This is a genomic window from Terrihabitans aquatilis, from assembly GCF_052542005.1.
Genome location: NZ_JBOCUO010000001.1, coordinates 477564 through 489770 on the forward strand (window position 1 = coordinate 477564; position 12207 = coordinate 489770).

At 65.5% G+C, this 12207-nt stretch carries 12 protein-coding genes; 5 read left to right on the plus strand and 7 right to left on the minus strand.

Annotated elements, in window-relative coordinates; genetic code table 11:
• Positions 1-3: 3 nt before the first annotated feature.
• The gene (locus tag ACQ6S1_RS02410) at positions 4-291 is read right to left on the minus strand and encodes an FAD assembly factor SdhE (RefSeq protein ID WP_445039564.1); all 288 of its coding nucleotides are present in this window, start codon (positions 289-291) and stop codon (positions 4-6) included.
• A gap of 108 nt (positions 292-399) precedes the next feature.
• On the opposite strand from ACQ6S1_RS02410, the gene recG reads away from it, so the two are divergent.
• Positions 400-2493 carry an ATP-dependent DNA helicase RecG gene (gene recG, locus ACQ6S1_RS02415; protein WP_445039565.1) on the plus strand — a complete coding sequence of 698 codons (2094 nt, stop codon included), beginning with the start codon at positions 400-402 and terminating at the stop codon, positions 2491-2493.
• Here the strand turns inward: recG and ACQ6S1_RS02420 are convergent.
• Positions 2480-3214 carry a DUF502 domain-containing protein gene (locus ACQ6S1_RS02420; protein ID WP_445039566.1) on the minus strand — a complete coding sequence of 245 codons (735 nt, stop codon included), beginning with the start codon at positions 3212-3214 and terminating at the stop codon, positions 2480-2482. The genes recG and ACQ6S1_RS02420 overlap by 14 nt on opposite strands.
• Before the next feature lie 101 nt (positions 3215-3315).
• Between ACQ6S1_RS02420 and ACQ6S1_RS02425 the strand changes: the two genes are divergently transcribed.
• Entirely contained in the window at positions 3316-3720 is a 405-nt protein-coding gene (locus ACQ6S1_RS02425; RefSeq protein WP_445039567.1) for a YbaN family protein, read from the plus strand.
• On the opposite strand, the gene glmS is transcribed toward ACQ6S1_RS02425, so the two are convergent.
• Complete coding sequence (glmS, locus tag ACQ6S1_RS02430) at positions 3707-5530, minus strand: glutamine--fructose-6-phosphate transaminase (isomerizing) (RefSeq protein ID WP_445039568.1); 1824 nt, start codon at positions 5528-5530, stop codon at positions 3707-3709. The genes ACQ6S1_RS02425 and glmS overlap by 14 nt on opposite strands.
• Positions 5531-5641: 111 nt before the next feature.
• Positions 5642-6991 carry a bifunctional UDP-N-acetylglucosamine diphosphorylase/glucosamine-1-phosphate N-acetyltransferase GlmU gene (glmU, locus tag ACQ6S1_RS02435; RefSeq protein WP_445039569.1) on the minus strand — a complete coding sequence of 450 codons (1350 nt, stop codon included), beginning with the start codon at positions 6989-6991 and terminating at the stop codon, positions 5642-5644.
• Positions 6992-7155: 164 nt separating this feature from the next.
• On the opposite strand from glmU, the gene ACQ6S1_RS02440 reads away from it, so the two are divergent.
• From ACQ6S1_RS02440 to pcaD, 3 genes are read left to right on the plus strand one after another with little or no spacing between them, the layout of a single operon-like run.
• Complete coding sequence (locus tag ACQ6S1_RS02440) at positions 7156-7932, plus strand: ABC transporter permease (protein WP_445039570.1); 777 nt, start codon at positions 7156-7158, stop codon at positions 7930-7932.
• A 21-nt stretch (positions 7933-7953) separates the two neighbouring features.
• Positions 7954-8889: an ABC transporter substrate-binding protein gene (locus ACQ6S1_RS02445; RefSeq protein WP_445039571.1), complete on the plus strand. Its 936-nt coding sequence runs from the start codon at positions 7954-7956 to the stop codon at positions 8887-8889.
• A 10-nt stretch (positions 8890-8899) separates the two neighbouring features.
• Positions 8900-9676, plus strand: a complete 777-nt coding sequence (gene pcaD, locus ACQ6S1_RS02450; protein WP_445039572.1) for a 3-oxoadipate enol-lactonase — start codon at positions 8900-8902, stop codon at positions 9674-9676.
• A gap of 27 nt (positions 9677-9703) precedes the next feature.
• On the opposite strand, the gene ACQ6S1_RS02455 is transcribed toward pcaD, so the two are convergent.
• The 3 genes from ACQ6S1_RS02455 to pstA all read right to left on the minus strand — a co-directional run bounded on the left by ACQ6S1_RS02455 (position 9704) and on the right by pstA (position 12205).
• Positions 9704-10381 carry an epoxyqueuosine reductase QueH gene (locus tag ACQ6S1_RS02455; RefSeq protein WP_445039573.1) on the minus strand — a complete coding sequence of 226 codons (678 nt, stop codon included), beginning with the start codon at positions 10379-10381 and terminating at the stop codon, positions 9704-9706.
• Between the two features lie 121 nt (positions 10382-10502).
• Positions 10503-11369 (minus strand): phosphate ABC transporter ATP-binding protein PstB, encoded by an 867-nt coding sequence (gene pstB / locus ACQ6S1_RS02460; protein WP_445039574.1) that lies wholly within the window; start codon positions 11367-11369, stop codon positions 10503-10505.
• The gene (pstA, locus tag ACQ6S1_RS02465; protein ID WP_445039575.1) at positions 11366-12205 is read right to left on the minus strand and encodes a phosphate ABC transporter permease PstA; all 840 of its coding nucleotides are present in this window, start codon (positions 12203-12205) and stop codon (positions 11366-11368) included. The genes pstB and pstA overlap by 4 nt, the downstream gene beginning before the upstream one ends.
• Positions 12206-12207 lie beyond the last annotated feature (2 nt).

Below are 12207 nucleotides of genomic sequence, written 5' to 3' on the forward strand. Positions count from 1 at the left end.
AGATCAACCGCGCGGCAGGCCGTGGAACGCGAGAATCCGCTCGAACAAAGCGCTGCGGTATTCGGCCGGAACCTCCCGACCGCCCGAGATCCAGCCGAGCAAATCCGCATCGAGCGCTTCGAGAAGATGTTCGAATCTATCGAGATCGGCATCGCTCATGCCGTGGATTTTGGCGTCTGCGAAGCGGCCCAGGATAAAGTCCATTTCCCGCGTGCCGCGATGCCACGCACGAAACAATGCGCGGCGGCGGCGGGGGTCTAATTCGGGATGGTTGGCTGTGGTTCCGGTCACGCAGCAACGCTTATGAGGTTGAGACACAAGCTGCAACACTCACATCGCATGAGAAGGCGCCCTGCCTCTTGATGCGCGGGCACATTGCGGGCACCGTCGCCCCCTCACATGCGCCCGGCCCTCCTCAACCCCCTGTTCGCGCCCGTCGAGAGCCTTTCGGGCTTCGGCGAGAAAAGCGCGCTTCCGCTTCGCCGCCTGCTCGGCCCGCAGCCGCGCGTGCTGGACGTGCTGTTCCACCTGCCGTCCGGACTGGTGGACCGGCGGCTACGGCCCAAGCTCAGCGAGGCCGAGCCGGGACAGGTGGTGACGGTCGAGATCGTTGTGGAGGAGCATCAGGCCCCGCCCCGCAACCGGCCGAAGGCGCCGCATCGCGTGGTGACGACCGACGGGACCGGCTGGCTGACGCTGATCTTCTTCAGCTCCAACCGCGTGTACGTCGAGCGGCAATTGCCATTGGGCGCGAAGCGCTGGGTCTCGGGCCGGCTGGAGAGTTATGACGGGATGCTGCAAATGGTGCATCCCGACAAGATCGTCGACGAAGCGGGACTGGAGAAGCTGCCTGCGGTGGAGCCGGTCTATCCGCTGGTCGAGGGCGTGACGCAGAGCCTGATTTCACGTGCGGCGCGGGCGGCGATGACAAATGCGCCGTCATTACCGGAATGGGCCGACGCGAACATGGTGTCCGCGCGCGGCTGGCCGAGCTTCCATGAGGCGCTACGGCTGCTGCACCTGCCACGGCAGCCGGAGGATGCGGCGCCGGAAAGCCCGGCACGCCACAGGCTGGCCTATGACGAGCTTCTGTCGGGGCAGCTCGCGCTGGGGCTGGTGCGCATGCATATGCGCCGCGAGCACGGCCGCTCGACCGCGGGCGACGGGCATCTGGCGCGCAAGCTGGAAGCTGCTTTGCCGTTCGAGCTGACACCGTCGCAGGCACGCGCCGTGCAGGAGATACGGGGCGATCTGGCCGAGCCGGAACGCATGCTGCGCCTGCTGCAGGGCGATGTCGGCTCGGGCAAGACCGTGGTGGCCTTGCTGGCCATGGCCTCCGTGGTCGAGGCCGGACGGCAATGCGCGCTGATGGCGCCGACGGAAATCCTGGCACGACAGCACCACAAAACGATCAGCGGGCTGGCGGATGGTTCGGGCCTGCGCATCGCGCTGCTGACCGGCCGCGAAAAGGGCCGCGAGCGCGAGGCGCTGCTCGCGGATGCGGCGGAGGGGCGGATCGACATCCTCGTCGGCACACATGCGCTGTTCCAGGATCATGTGGTGTTCAAGGATCTGGCGTTCGCCGTGGTGGACGAGCAGCATCGTTTTGGCGTGCACCAGAGGCTGGCGCTGGCCGCCAAGGGCGAGGCCGTCGACGTGCTGGTGATGACGGCAACGCCCATTCCGCGAACACTGGTGCTGACCTATTTCGGCGACATGGAGATTTCGGCGCTCTACGAGAAACCGGCCGGCCGCCAGCCGATCGACACGCGGCTGATCTCGAACGAACGGCTGGACGAGGTCGTGGGCGGCCTGCACCGGGCGATCGAGGGAGGCGCGCGGGTCTATTGGGTGTGCCCGCTTGTTTCGGAATCGGAGCTGGTGGATGCCGCGGCGGCGGAAGAGCGCTTCCGCGACCTCGACCATCATTTCCCGGGCCTCGTGACGCTCGTGCACGGCAAGATGCGCGGCGCCGAGAAGGACGAGGCCATGGCCCGCTTCAAGACCGGCGAGACCAAGATCCTCGTGGCGACGACGGTGATCGAAGTGGGCGTCGACGTGCCCGAGGCCAGCATCATGATCATCGAGCACGCCGAACGGTTCGGGCTGTCGCAGCTTCACCAATTGCGCGGGCGTGTCGGGCGCGGCTCCGCAAAGTCATCGTGCCTGCTGATCTACAAGGCGCCTTTGGGCGAGATCGCCGAAGCGCGGCTGAAGATCCTGCGCGAGACGGAGGACGGCTTCCGCATCGCCGAGGAGGATCTGCGATTGCGTGGCGAGGGCGAGGTGCTGGGCACGCGGCAGAGCGGGCTGGCGGCGACGCGGCTCGCCAATGTGGAGATCCACGGCGAATTGCTAGAGGCCGCCCGCAAGGACGCGATCCTGATCCTCGACAAGGACCCGTCATTGAAAGGCCCGCGCAGCGAGGCGCTTCGCGCACTGCTCTATCTCTTCGAGCGCGACGACGCGGCCAAGCTTCTCAGGGCTGGTTGATCGTGGCCGGCTGGCCATTGGCGAGCGGAGGAAGGTTGTTCACGGGCCGCGCATCCGGCTGAATGATGCCCATGGACATGATGATCTTGAACGCCTCGTCGGTGCTGACATCGAGATCGCGGATGCGGCTCTCGTGCATGACGACGAAATAGCCGGTCGTCGGGTTCGGCGTGCACGGCACGAAGACGTTGAGATAGCCCTCGCCCGGCAGCGCATCGGCAAGGCGGCCGCGCGTTTCGTCGGCCACAAGGCAGATGGACCACAACCCCTCGCCCGGCCATTCGATGAGGCCGACACGGCGGAAGCTGGTGCCGTCCTGCTTGAACACCGTCTCGAAGATCTGCTTCACGCCCTTGTAGAGCGAGCGCACGAACGGCATGCGATCCAGCAGCCGTTCGCCGAAGGCGATCAGCGAGCGGCCGACGAGGTTGGCGGTGAGGAAGCCCAGCAAAGTCAGCATGATGAAGGCCGCGACCAGGCCGACGCCCGGCACCGAAAACCGGAGATAGGTCTCGGGATTGTAGGCGGTGGGAATCAGCGGACGCATCCAGCCGTCGATCAGCGCGATCAGCCACCACGTGATGTAGCTGGTGATCGCGAGCGGCCCGGCCACCAGCAGGCCCGTGAAGAAATAAGCCCGCAGCCGCGCGCCGAGGGTGCCCCGGTGGGGTTCCTGCTCGGCCGACAGAAGAGGTGGGGTACCGGGATGCTCGTCGTTCATGGGCATTATCCTAACCGAGCCTCCCCTTCAGGACAGACCCAAATTGCAGTGAACAACCCACAATCTCTTGTGGCGGATCAACGCAATGCGGATGATGCGCCATGTCCGAACCTCAAATACCGCGCGGCGCGCAACCGCTCCGCCTGCTTCTGCTCGTGGCTGGATGGGTTTTCCTCGGCGTGGGCATCGCCGGCGTGTTCCTGCCGCTTCTGCCGGGAACGATTTTCCTGATTCTCGCCGCCGCCTGTTTTTCCCGTTCGTCGCCCCGATTCGAGCGTTGGCTGCTGAACCATCCGAGATTCGGACCGGCCGTGGTCAATTGGCGGCGCGACGGCGCGATCTCGCGGAAGGGCAAGACGTTTGCCCTGTCCGGCATGGCGCTGTCGCTCGTCATCACCTGGTATTCGGGCGCGCCGCGCTATGCGTTCTTCATCACGGCCATCGCGATCGGCCTGTCGGCCCTCTACGTGGGCACGCGCCCCTCGCCACCGATCACTCCACGGTGACGGATTTCGCCAGGTTGCGCGGCTGATCCACGTCCGTGCCCATGAAAACCGCGGTGTGATAGGCGAGCAGCTGCATGGGCAGCGCGTAGATGATAGGCGTGACGAAGGGATGCGCCGAAGGCAGGACGAGCGTCTTCAGCGTGTCCGCGAAGTGCTCGGCCCCGGCGCTGTCGGTGACGAGGATGACCTGCCCGCCCCGCGCCTCGACCTCCTGCATGTTGGAGACGGTCTTCTCGAACAGGCCGTCGAAGGGTGCGAGCACCACGACGGGGACCTTGTCGTCGACCAGCGCGATAGGGCCGTGCTTGAGCTCGCCGGCGGCATATCCCTCGGCGTGGATGTAGGAGATTTCCTTGAGCTTGAGCGCGCCTTCCATGGCGATGGGATAGGACGTGCCGCGACCGAGATAGAGCGCGTCCTGCACCTTCGAGAAGGTCTTGGCGAGTTCCTCGATCTGGGGCTCCAACTTCAGGGCCTCGGCCATGAGGCGCGGCAACTCGACCAGCGCGCCGACGAGTTCCGCCTCGTCATCGGCCTGCAGAACGCCGCGTGCGCGCCCCGCCGCGATGGCGAGGCTGGCGAGCGTTGCGAGCTGGCAGGTGAACGCCTTGGTGGAGGCCACGCCGATCTCGGGCCCGGCGAGCGTCGGCAGGACGGCGTCGGATTCGCGGGCGATGGTGGACGTCGGGACGTTGACCACCGAGGCGATCTGCATGCCCTGCTCGCGGCAATGGCGGAGCGTGGCCAGGGTGTCGGCCGTTTCGCCCGATTGCGAGATGAGGATGGCGAGGCCGCCTTCCTTCAGCGGAGGCTCGCGGTAGCGGAACTCGGAGGCGATGTCGATGTCCACCGGCATACGGGCGAACTTCTCGAACCAGTAGCGGGCCACGAGACCGGCGTAATAGGCGGTGCCGCAGGCCGAGATGGCGAGACGCTCCGTCTTGGCGAAGTCGATGCCTTCCGGCACGCGGGCCCGCATCGTGCTCATGTCGAGATGATGCGACAGGGTGTGGCCGACGACCTCCGGCTGCTCGGCGATCTCCTTGGCCATGAAGTGCCGGTAATTGCCCTTGTCGATCTGGGAGGCGCTGGCGAGCGAACGCTGAACGGCGCGGGTGACGGCGGCGCCGGAGCCGTCGCAATCGCGCACGATGACGCCACGCCTTGTCAGGATCGCGCAATCGCCGTCGTCCAGATAGGAGATCTGGTCGGTGAAGGGGGCGAGCGCGATGGCGTCGGAGCCGAGGAACATCTCGCCCTTGCCATAGCCGATGGCGAGCGGGCTGCCGCGACGGGCGCCGATCATCAGATCGTCCTCGCCCCGGAACAGGAAAGCGAGCGCGAACGCGCCGCGCAGGCGTGACAGCACGGCGGGAACAGCCTCTTCCGGAGACTTGCCGGCTTCGAGCTGCTCATTGACGAGATGGGCGATGACCTCGGTGTCGGTCTCGCTGGAGAAGGTGATGCCCTGCGCGGCGAGCTCGGCCTTCAATTCCTTGTAGTTCTCGATGATGCCGTTGTGGACCACGGCCACGCGATCGGTGGCATGGGGATGGGCATTGCTCTCGCTCGGACCGCCATGCGTGGCCCAGCGGGTGTGGCCGATGCCCGATGAACCTGCCAGCGGCTCGCTCTCCAGCTTCTCCTCGAGATAGCGCAATTTGCCGGGTGCACGGCGGCGGCCGAGCTCGCCGTGATCGAGCGTGGCGACGCCCGCGGAATCATAGCCGCGATATTCGAGCCGCTTCAGCGCATCCACGATCTGGGGCGCGACAGGCTTCGTGCCCAGAATTCCGACAATACCGCACATGAACTGCAATCTCCGGCTGTTGCGCAGGGTCTAAAGCGCGCGCAGCCTTGCACCAAATAACAAAGTTTCTCCGAATGTGACCGACGAGAATCGGCCCTATCGCGGCTTTGCCTAATCCTTCCGGGGCTTGGGATGCGTGCGGCGGCGCTGCTCGGCCCAACCCTCCTTGACCGTCTGGCGGCTGCGCGCGACGGCCAGCGCGTCGGCGGGCACGTCGTCCGTGATGATGCTGCCGGTGGCGACATACGCTCCGGCGCCGACGCTGACAGGTGCGACGAGGGCGGAATTGACGCCGATGAAGGCCCCTGCCCCGATCTCGGTGCGGTGCTTGCGCGTGCCGTCGTAATTGCAGGTGATGGCGCCCGCGCCGATATTGGCATCCGCGCCGACATGGCTGTCGCCGACATAAGCGAGGTGGTTGACCTTCACGCCCTCCTCAAGGACGGCGTTCTTGATCTCGACGAAATTGCCGATGCGCGCGCCCTTGGCCAAAGAGGCGCCGGGGCGCAGGCGGCCGAACGGACCGATGGAGGCGCCGGGGCCGACATGGGCTCCTTCCAGATGGCTGAAGGCATGAATGACGGCACCTGACTCGATGGTGACGCCGGGACCGAAGACCACGTTTGGCTCGACCAGCACGTCCGGCTCGATGCGCGTGTCGGCCGAGAAGAAGACGGTCTCCGGTGCGATGAGGGTGACACCGGCCTCGAGCGCGGCGGCGCGCAGGCGCTGCTGGAGCACGGCCTCGACAGAAGCGAGCTGGGCGCGCGTGTTGACGCCCTGCACGTCGGCCTCGTCCGCTTCGAGCACAACGGAGGTGAGCCCCTGGGCGCGGGCGATCTCGACCACGTCGGTGAGGTAGAACTCGCCCTTGGCGTTGTCGTTGCGGACGGCGTCGAGCAAGGCCAGCGCCTGGCGGCCCGAAAGAGCCATGAGGCCGGCATTGCACAGATCGACCCGACGCTCCTCCGCGCTGGCGTCCTTTTCCTCGCGGATGGCGGTGAGCACGCCCTCTTGCACGAGGAGGCGGCCATAGCCTGTGGGATCGGCGGCGCGGAAGCCGAGGACGGCGATGTCCGCGCCATCGGCCAGGGCCTTGCGCATCTCCGCCAGGGTTTCCGAACGCACGAGCGGAGTGTCGGCAAAAAGGATCAGCACGTCGTCGGCCGGTTCCGCCAGTGTGTCGCGGGCGGCGAGAACGGCATGGGCCGTGCCTTTGCGCTCGGTCTGGACGAAGATGGCCGCGTCGGGATGACATCCGCGAGCCTCGGCGGCAACGTCATCACGACCCGGCCCGACGACGACGGCGAGCCGCTCGGCACCCGCGCCACGGGCGGAGGCCAAGGCATGGCCGAGCAGCGAGCGCCCGGCCGCTTTGTGCAGCACCTTGGGCAGGCTGGAACGCATGCGGGTGCCCTCGCCCGCCGCGAGAACGAGGGTGAGGCAGGTTCTCTGAGCCATGTGACGACCTTCTTCCCCGGCGCGTTCTTCGGCCGGCGGACCTCTGTAGAAAATTTTCGCCCCTGGGTCATGCCGAAAGCATCGACAGGGCAAACGTTGCGGCGAAGGTGAGCCCGCACTAATGAGGTGCGATGTGCGGGTGAGGCGCTGAGCCGGGCGGCGAATTGAAAGATCGCGTTCAGATCATTGGCGGTGCGGCCTTCCGCATTCTCGTGACCGTTTCGGTGCTGCTCGGCCTGTGGTGGCTCGCGGTGCGCGTGTTCGCGCCGGCTCCGTTCATCCTGCCCGGGCCCGAGCGCGTGTTCTCGGCACTGGTGCGGCAGCACGATTATCTGGTCGCCAACGCTCTGGTGACGATGAAGGAAATCGTGATCGGCCTTCTGGCGGGAACCGTGCTCGGGATCGCGACGGCGCTTCTCATGGCCTCGTCCAGCACCGTCCGGCGCTGGCTGCTGCCCATGCTGGTGCTGTCGCAGGTGCTGCCGGTGTTCGCCATCGCGCCACTGCTCGTCGTGTGGTTCGGTTACGGCCTCGCATCCAAGATCGTGATGACGACGATCATCATCTTCTTTCCCATCACGTCGGCGTTTCAGGACGGGTTGCGGCGGACCGATCCCGGTCTGCTCGATCTGGCGCGGCTGGCCGGTGCGCCGCGCTGGCGCACGCTGTGGCTCATCAAGGTGCCGCATGCGCTGCCCGCGCTCGTCTCCGGCCTGCGCGTTGCGATCGCCGCCGCCCCGATCGGCGCTGTGGTGGGCGAATGGGTTGGCGCATCGGCGGGGCTTGGCTATGTGATGCTGAATGCCAACGCCCGCGCGCAGACGGACGTGCTGTTCGCGGCGCTGCTGATTCTGGGGCTCGTCGCGGCCCTTCTCTGGTTCACCCTCGATGCGGCGCTTGCCCGCCTCGTGCCCTGGTCCGACGAACGCCGCCTCGCCTGAGGCCGCGATGGAGATATCCCGATGAAGCGTCTTGCCGGAGCGCTCGTTGCGCTCGCTTTGACCTTGAGCCCCGCCGCCGCGGCCGACAAGCTGACCGTGCTGCTGGACTGGTTCGTCAATCCGGACCATGCGCCGATGGTGATCGCCAAGACGAACGGCTTCTTCGAGAAGCATGGGCTGGACGTCGATCTGGTGGAGCCGGCCGATCCGAACACCCCGCCGCTTCTGGTGGGCGCGAAGAAGGCCGACATCGCGGTGACCTACCAGCCGAGCCTCTATCTGAAGGTCGAGGCCGGACTGCCCATCGTGCGCTTCGGCACGCTGGTGGACACGCCCTTGAACTCCCTCGTCGTTCTGGCGGACGGGCCGGTGAAGACTCTCGCCGACCTCAAGGGCAAGAAGGTGGGCTATTCGGTATCCGGCTTCGAGGACGCCCTGCTCAGCGCCATGCTGAAGGAGACCGGACTTGCGGCGAACGACGTCGAGATGGTGAACGTCAATTTCGCGCTGACGCAAGCCCTGATGGCCGGCCAGGTGGACGGCGTGGTGGGCGCGTTCCGCAATTTCGAACTGACGCAGATCCGGCTGGCCGGCGGCAAAGGCCTGGCCTTCTTCCCTGAGGAGCACGGCGTGCCCCTCTATGACGAGCTGATCTACGCCGCGCACAAGGACAATCTCGGCGATGCCCGGCTGAAGCGCTTTCTCGCGGCTGTGCAGGACGCGACGATCTTCCTGCTGAACCATCCGGACGACAGCTGGCAGGCTTTCATCAAGGCCTATCCCAGCCTGGACGACGAGCTGAACCGCGAGGCCTGGGCCGCCACCCTCACTCGCTTCTCCAAGCAGCCGGCCATGCTGGACAAGGGTCGCTACGAAGCCTTCGCCGCCTTCCTGAAGGAGCGCGGCCTGATCAAGAACGTGCCGGCGCTCGACACCTACGCCGCCGATATTCGCTGAGGAGCGCCCGATGGCTTTCGCAGAACGCAACGGAATCAAGCTGTTTTACACCGTGGACGGGCCGGAAGGCGCGCCCCCTCTGGTGCTGTCCAATTCCATGGGCACCACGCACGAGATGTGGCAACCGCAGCTGGCGGCCTTTGCGCAGCGCTTCCGCGTGGTGCGCTACGACCGGCGCGGCCACGGGCAATCCGATTCACCCGAAGCGCCCTACACGATCGAGGAATTGGCGGCGGATTCGCTGGCCGTGATGGATGCCGCCGGTGTGACGAAAGCGCATTGGCTCGGGCTTTCCATGGGCGGCATGATCGGTCTCTGGATTGCGGCGAACGCGCCCGAGCGGGTCGAAAAGCTGGTCGTCTCGAGCGCGGCGACGTTCATGGGCCCGCCGGAACTGTGGAACGGCCGCATCAAGACGGCGCAGAACCGCGGCGTGGAACCCCTAGCCGCACCGACCATGCAGCGCTGGTTCACGCCCGAATTCCTCAAAGAGAACGCGGACGCGGTGGGCGCGATCCGTGGCCAGTTCCTGCAGACGAGCGTCGATGGTTTTGCCGGAAGCTGCGCCGCGATGCGCGACATGGACCAGCGCGAGAGCGCGCGGAACATCTCCGCGCCGACATTGGTGATCGCCGGTTCGGACGATCAGGGCACCAGCCCGGCCGAGGGCGCGTTCATCGTGAGCCGGGTGCCGGACGCGCGCGGCGTGATCCTCAAGGGCTCGCACATCATCAATGTCGAGCAGCCGGACGCCTTTACGAAGACGGTGCTGGAATTTTTGGGCTGATCGTTCGCTGAAGGGAGGCGGTGCCGCTCAGACGGCATCGCCCTCCGGATCGTCCTTACCGTAATAAAGGACGCCGAGCTTGATCGGGTCGCGGCCGCGTTCCCGACGGGACACGTTGGTGTCGCGCAGGGAATAGACGCAGCCGCAATATTCCTGCTGGTAGAAATTCTCGCGCTTCGAGATCTCGATCATGCGCGAAGAGCCGCCCTTCTTGCGCCAATTGTATTCCCAGTACGTGATCCCATCGTACCGGGCGGCCGCGCGCCGGCCGCAGCCATTGATCTGGTTCATGTCCTTCCAGCGGGAGATGCCCAGCGAGGACGTGATGACCGGGAAGCCGTGCTCGTGGGCGTAAAGCGCCGTGCGCTCGAACCGCATATCGAAGCACATGGTGCAGCGGGCGCCGCGCTCGGGCTCCCATTCCATGCCCCGGGCACGGGCGTACCAATTGTCCTTGTCGTAATCGGCATCGACGAACGGCACGTTGTGTTTTTCGGCGAAACGGACGTTTTCGTCCTTGCGCAGGAGATATTCCCGCTCGGGATGGATGTTCGGATTGTAGAAGAAGATCGTGTAATCGATGCCCGACGCGAGCATCGCTTCCATCACCTCGCCCGAACACGGGGCGCAGCAGGAATGCAGAAGCACCTTCTTCGCGCCGTGGGGCGCATCCAAGATCTCGCGCTGAAAATCCGTCTCGCTCATGGGCGCGGCATATCACGAAACGGCGGTCGATCTCAAACCGGCAGGCCGCCCGGACGGGTGCGACCGCGCAAACAAAAAGCCCGTCCGAAGACGGGCTTTCCGGATTCGCGGTGCGCTTGGTTCAGCCAAAGCGGCCGGTGATGTAATCCTGCGTCTTGCCCTGGGACGGATTGGTGAAGATCCGCTCCGTGCGATCGAACTCGATCACTTCGCCGAGATACATGAAGGCAGTGAACTCGGAGACGCGCGCCGCCTGCTGCATGTTATGGGTGACGATGCAGATGGTGTAGTCGTTGCGCAGATCGTTGATGAGTTCCTCGATCTTGCCGGTCGAGATCGGATCGAGCGCGGAGGCCGGCTCGTCGAGCAGGATCACGTCCGGGCGAACCGCAATGCCGCGTGCGATGCACAGACGCTGCTGCTGGCCGCCCGACAGGCTGAGGCCGCTGGCGTGCAGCTTGTCCTTGACCTCGTTCCACAGGCCGGCGCGCTCCAGAGCAGACACAACGCGCTGCTCCATCTCGCTCTTGGAGAGTTTCTCATAGAGGCGGATGCCGAAGGCGATGTTCTCGAAGATGGTCATCGGGAACGGGGTCGGCTTCTGGAACACCATGCCGATGCGGGCGCGCAGGAGATTCAGATCCTGATCCGGCGCCAGCACGTTGCGGCCATCGAGCAGCACCTCGCCCTCGGCCCGCTGGTTCGGATAGAGCTCGTAGATGCGGTTGAGCACGCGCAGAAGCGTGGACTTGCCGCAACCCGACGGACCGATGAAGGCCGTGACGGTCTTCTCGTAGAGCGGCAGGTTGATGGTCTTCAGGGCCAGATGATCGCCATAGAAGAACTTCAGATTGCGGATGGAGACCTTCTCACGACGATCGGTCGCGCGGTTGATCGTGCTACCGGTCTGGGACAGCAGACTGGATGGCGGGGGCGGCGCAACCGGTGCGGATTGCGCGGCCGGGGTTGCAACAGACTGCTCGTTCATGACCCGCTCCGAGAAGTAAGCATACGTGCGCCGACGCTGAGCGCCAAAACTGCGAAGGTGATGAGAAGAGCGCCTGTCCAGGCCAGCTGCTGCCAGCCTTCATAAGGGCTCAGTGCGAAGTTGAAGATGGTGGCGGGCAAGCTCGCCATCGGAGCGTTGAGGTTGACGCTCCAGAACTGGTTGCTCAGGGCGGTGAACAGCAGCGGGGCCGTTTCGCCGGAAACGCGGGCGACCGCGAGCAGGATGCCGGTCACCATACCCGCGCTGGCAGCCTTGTAGGCCACCTTGCGGATGACGAACCATCGCGGTGCGCCAAGAGCCGACGAGGCTTCCCGAAGCTGGTTGGGCACCAGGAGCAGCATGTCCTCGGTGGTGCGGACAACGACCGGGATCACGATGACCGCAAGCGCCGTGGCGCCGGCAATCGCCGAGAAATGCCCCATCCGCGCGACCATCAGCTCGTAGATGAAGAGTCCGATGACGATGGATGGCGCCGACAGCAGGATGTCGTTGATGAAGCGCACAACGACAGTCAGCTTCGAGTAACGGCCATATTCCGCCATGTAGGTGCCGGCCAGGATGCCGATCGGCGTGCCGACGAGCACGGCAATGGTGGTCATGATCAGGCTGCCGACGATGGCGTTGAGAAGACCGCCGCCATTGCCCGGAGGCGGAGGCGTGATTTCGGTGAAGACCGCGACGTTCAGACCGGCAAAACCGTTCCAGAGCAGCGCACCAAGGATCAGGACGAGCCAGCCGAGGCCGATGGCGGCCGCGAGAATGGACAGCGTCATATAGATTGTGTTGGTCAGACGGCGGCGAGCATAGGCGTTCATGA

Coding starts and splice junctions, on each gene's coding strand:
- recG (WP_445039565.1), top strand. CDS start 400: ATGCGCCCGGCCCTCCTCAACCCCCTGTTCGCGCCCGTCGAGAGCCTT.
- ACQ6S1_RS02420 (WP_445039566.1), bottom strand. CDS start 3,214: ATGAACGACGAGCATCCCGGTACCCCACCTCTTCTGTCGGCCGAGCAG.
- ACQ6S1_RS02425 (WP_445039567.1), top strand. CDS start 3,316: ATGTCCGAACCTCAAATACCGCGCGGCGCGCAACCGCTCCGCCTGCTT.
- glmS (WP_445039568.1), bottom strand. CDS start 5,530: ATGTGCGGTATTGTCGGAATTCTGGGCACGAAGCCTGTCGCGCCCCAG.
- glmU (WP_445039569.1), bottom strand. CDS start 6,991: ATGGCTCAGAGAACCTGCCTCACCCTCGTTCTCGCGGCGGGCGAGGGC.
- ACQ6S1_RS02445 (WP_445039571.1), top strand. CDS start 7,954: ATGAAGCGTCTTGCCGGAGCGCTCGTTGCGCTCGCTTTGACCTTGAGC.
- pcaD (WP_445039572.1), top strand. CDS start 8,900: ATGGCTTTCGCAGAACGCAACGGAATCAAGCTGTTTTACACCGTGGAC.
- ACQ6S1_RS02455 (WP_445039573.1), bottom strand. CDS start 10,381: ATGAGCGAGACGGATTTTCAGCGCGAGATCTTGGATGCGCCCCACGGC.
- pstB (WP_445039574.1), bottom strand. CDS start 11,369: ATGAACGAGCAGTCTGTTGCAACCCCGGCCGCGCAATCCGCACCGGTT.
- pstA (WP_445039575.1), bottom strand. CDS start 12,205: ATGAACGCCTATGCTCGCCGCCGTCTGACCAACACAATCTATATGACG.